At 75.5% G+C, this 3552-nt stretch carries 3 protein-coding genes and 1 pseudogene; 1 reads left to right on the top strand and 3 read right to left on the bottom strand.

From position 1 onward, the window contains the following. Window positions 1-391: 391 nt before the first annotated feature. Window positions 392-1189, top strand: coding sequence for a transglutaminase domain-containing protein (locus HGA02_RS13285; protein ID WP_168679408.1), 798 nt, complete (start codon window positions 392-394; stop codon window positions 1187-1189). 84 nt (window positions 1190-1273) lie between these two features. On the opposite strand, the gene HGA02_RS13280 is transcribed toward HGA02_RS13285, so the two are convergent. The 3 genes and pseudogenes from HGA02_RS13280 to HGA02_RS13270 form a co-directional block, all read right to left on the bottom strand. After that, complete coding sequence (locus tag HGA02_RS13280; RefSeq protein ID WP_343035471.1) at window positions 1274-2254, bottom strand: diacylglycerol/lipid kinase family protein; 981 nt, start codon at window positions 2252-2254, stop codon at window positions 1274-1276. Between the two features lie 162 nt (window positions 2255-2416). After that, window positions 2417-3130 carry a hypothetical protein gene (locus HGA02_RS13275; protein WP_168679406.1) on the bottom strand — a complete coding sequence of 238 codons (714 nt, stop codon included), beginning with the start codon at window positions 3128-3130 and terminating at the stop codon, window positions 2417-2419. 129 nt (window positions 3131-3259) lie between these two features. Then, window positions 3260-3552: pseudogene (locus tag HGA02_RS13270) on the bottom strand (DNA primase); the annotation flags it as partial.

The following is a 3552-nucleotide window of genomic DNA, read 5'->3' as shown; positions in this document are numbered from 1 at the left end:
GCGCGCGCGAGCGGCAGCCCGCACACCGTCTGGTTGGTGCCCGGCAGCCATGCGTGCACGTCACCGGCGGGCCGCCGCACCCCCTCGGGGTCGACCCACGTGCTCGACGCGGCCACCCGCGCACCGCTCACCCTCCGCGTCGCCACGCGTCCCCCTCCGCCGTCGCCGCACACCTCGCCGCACACCGCACCGCACACCTCGTGGCACGCCTGCCCGCACGCCGTCCGAGCCACTGTGCGACGGCCGCGCCGCACCCGCACCCGCAGGCCTCTGACCTGCGCGAACGCGACCGCCGGCACCCCCGCTGGACGGATCGCCCCGCGAGCCTCACACTTGCCGTCGCCCCCTCGATGTTCCGGCCGCAGAGTGCCGGGAAAGGACCCGTGCGGTCGTGCTGCGCACCGTGACCTCCCACCTGTCGATCGACGTGCGGCAGCCGCTCGAGCTGCTGCTCGCCGTGGCCGTCGCGGACGGCGCCCACGACCGCTCCGAACAGCTCGCCGTCCGCCACGAGGACGGCCCGCTCGACGTCGTCGAGATCAAGGGACCGCACGGCGGTCGCACCCACCGCGTGCTCGCGCCGGCCGGACGGCTGGTCGTCGACTACACCGCCACGGTGATCGGTCAGGCCGACGCTCCCGCGGTCGAGGACATCGACCTCGTCGAGTACCGCCGCCCCAGCCGGTACGCCGACTCCGACCGCCTGCTCGCGTTCGCGCGCGACCAGTTCCGCGGCCTCGAGGGCGTCGAGCTGCTCGACGCGGTCGTCGCGTGGGTCGCCGGGCACGTGACCTACCTGTCCGGGTCGAGCCTGCCGACCGACGGCGCGACCGACACGCTGCTCAAGCGGCGCGGCGTGTGCCGCGACTTCGCGCACCTCGTCGTCGCGCTGCTGCGCGCGAAGGACGTGCCCGCCCGGCTCGTGTCGGTCTACGCGCCCGGCCTCAAGCCCATGGACTTCCACGCCGTGGCCGAGGCGTACGTCGACGGCGGCTGGCACGTCGTCGACGCGACCCGGCTCGCGCCGCGCGAGTCGTTCGTGCGGATCGCGACGGGCCGCGACGCGACCGACACCGCGTTCATGTCGTACTACGGGGGCTCGCTCACGCTGCGCTCGATGACCGTGACCGCGACGGTCCAGGGCACGCTGCCGGTCGACGACGGCACGGGACTCGTCACGCTCCGCTGAGGTCCGGTCCGCCGACGCCCTGCTCGCCGGCGGTCCTCCCGCCCGTCGGCCCGCACGGCGGTCGCCACGGGCCCGCGGTGCGCCTCAGTGGTGCGGGCCGCCCTCGGCGAGGTCGGGCGACGTGTCGGGCTGGTGGACGCAGACCCACAGGCTGCGCGGCTCGACGGTCACCTCGAGCGTGCGACCCGGGTCGAGCACGTCGCCGTCGAGCTGGCGCGGCTGCGGCCTGTCGCACCGGACGACGACGTGCGAGCCGCGCACGATCTCGCGCGCCGGCACGCGCTTGCGGCGCAGCGCGATGCCGACGAGCAGCTGCACCCAGTGCCCGACGTTCTTGGGCGCGAGGACCGCGACCTCCATCGTGCCGGTGTCCGGCTGGGCGTCGGGCAGGAGCGTGATCCCGCCCTGGAGGCGTCCGACGTTCCCGATCAGCACCGAGCGCGCACGACGGCGACGCGGCGCGCCACCGTCGATCTCGATCTCGACGTGCATCTCGTCGTCGGCGAGGTGCTTGATCGCCGAGAAGACGTACGCGATCGAGCCCGCCTTGTTCTTGAGCGCGGTGGGCGCGTCGTCCATCGTCGCGGCGTCGAGGCCCATGCCCGCCATGACGGCGAACACCTGGCCGTCGGCGCGGCCGACGTCGATCTGGCGCCGCCCGCGCGCGAGGACGGTGTCGACGCCGTCGGGCACGTTGGTCGGCACGTCGAGGTTCGCCGCGAGCAGGTTCCCGGTGCCGCCGGGCAGCACCGCGAGCGCGGTGTCGGTGCCGACGAGCCCTTCGATGACCGCGCGCACCGTGCCGTCGCCGCCGCACACGAGCACGACCTCGGCGCCGTCCTCGACCGCCTGCCGCGCCTGCCCGGTGCCCGGGTCCTCGGCGGTCGTCTCGAGCCACGCCGGGGCGGGCCAGCCGGCCGCGGCGAGCTGGTCGGTGATCGCCTGCCGGAGCTCGTCGGTGCCCTCGACCCGGTTGGGGTTGACGACCACCGCCGTGCGCAGGGGCTTGTCGCCGTCGCGCTGCTGCGGGGCCGGCTCGGTGGGGTCGGTCGCGGTGTCGGTCACGGACGCGATTGTCCTGTCCGCGACCCCGTCGCGCGCGGCGAGCGTGTCGCACCTCGGCATCTGCGCACCCGTCGCACGCCCGGGAGACCGTCGTGCGGCCCGAGCAGACGCGTCGCGACGCGGGGAGCCGACGTGCACGCGCGCCTCCGAGCGGGCGGGCGGTCAGGGCAGCTCGACGGTGGCCGCCCACTCCTGCAGCTCGCCCAGGAGCTGCCCGACCTGGTCGTCGGTCCTGCCCGCCGCCGTGACCGCGGACTCCCCCTCGACCACGAGGGTGCCGCCGGCGTACGGGACCAGGACGTAGAACCGCGCCGCCGTGTTGTAGCGGCACGGCTGGGGACTCCCCGGCTGCGGGCACAGGGTGAGGTCGCCGTCGGTGCGCACGACCGGCGCCGGAGTGCCGTCGACGTCGACAGACCCGAGCACCTCCACCGCCTCCGGGTCCGACTCCGTCAGGAACGCGTAGATGTCCGCGGGCGCCGGGCGGAGCTCCGCCGTCTCCTCCGGCGGGGCCGTCGAGACCTGCACCGGCGCGACCATCGTCAGCCAGTCCACGAGCCCGCCCTCGTGGTAGCCGAGGAACGCGTAGCCCTCCCGCAGGTGACCGTCGTGGTACCCCTCGGGGATCAGCGCCCGCACCCCGTCGACCTGCACCCCGGCCTCTCCCTGCCACCAGGACACCGTCCTGTCCGGTCCGACGGTCGGGGTCGCGTCGTCGGGCTCCGAGGGCGAGCCGCTCGGCGACCCGGTCGGGTCCCCTGCCGGGCTCGACGGCGAGGCGCCCGTCGTCGAGGCCTGGCAGGCCGGCACGACGAGCAGCACGCACGCGGCCAGGAGCGCGGGGATCGCACGTCGGGCGGACGGCCTCGTCACCATGAGACGTCAGTGTGTCGCAGCGACCGGGGCGAGGACGAGCCCTCACCGGATCAGGCGGCCCGTGACCTCGCACGCGTGCGACCGACGTGCCCCCGGCTCACGACCGGCAGCACGCGCGCGGTCGTCGGGTCAGGCGCTCTCGCGCAGCGTGCGCCGACGCCCCTCGAGCGCGACGAGCTCGGCGAACGCGGCCTGGTAGGCGGCGGCGTCCTCGGCCGGGTCCATCCGCTGCAGCCGCCCGCGCAGGTCCGCGATGCTCCGCGTGAAGCCGATCTCGACGAGCCGCAGCACGACGTCGCGCACGTAGCCCGGCATCGACTCGGGCCGGTCCTCGGGCAGCGGGGCGACCGCGAGCTCCGTGACGAGCGGGCGCACGGCGTCGGCCGCCTGCTCGACGACCGCGTCGACCCACCCCGTCGACG

The organism is Cellulomonas septica, from assembly GCF_012396155.1.
GTDB lineage: Bacteria > Actinomycetota > Actinomycetes > Actinomycetales > Cellulomonadaceae > Cellulomonas > Cellulomonas septica.
This window is presented reverse-complemented; position numbering and strand designations above follow the sequence as displayed.

Coding starts and splice junctions, on each gene's coding strand:
- HGA02_RS13275 (WP_168679406.1), bottom strand. CDS start 3,130: ATGGTGACGAGGCCGTCCGCCCGACGTGCGATCCCCGCGCTCCTGGCC.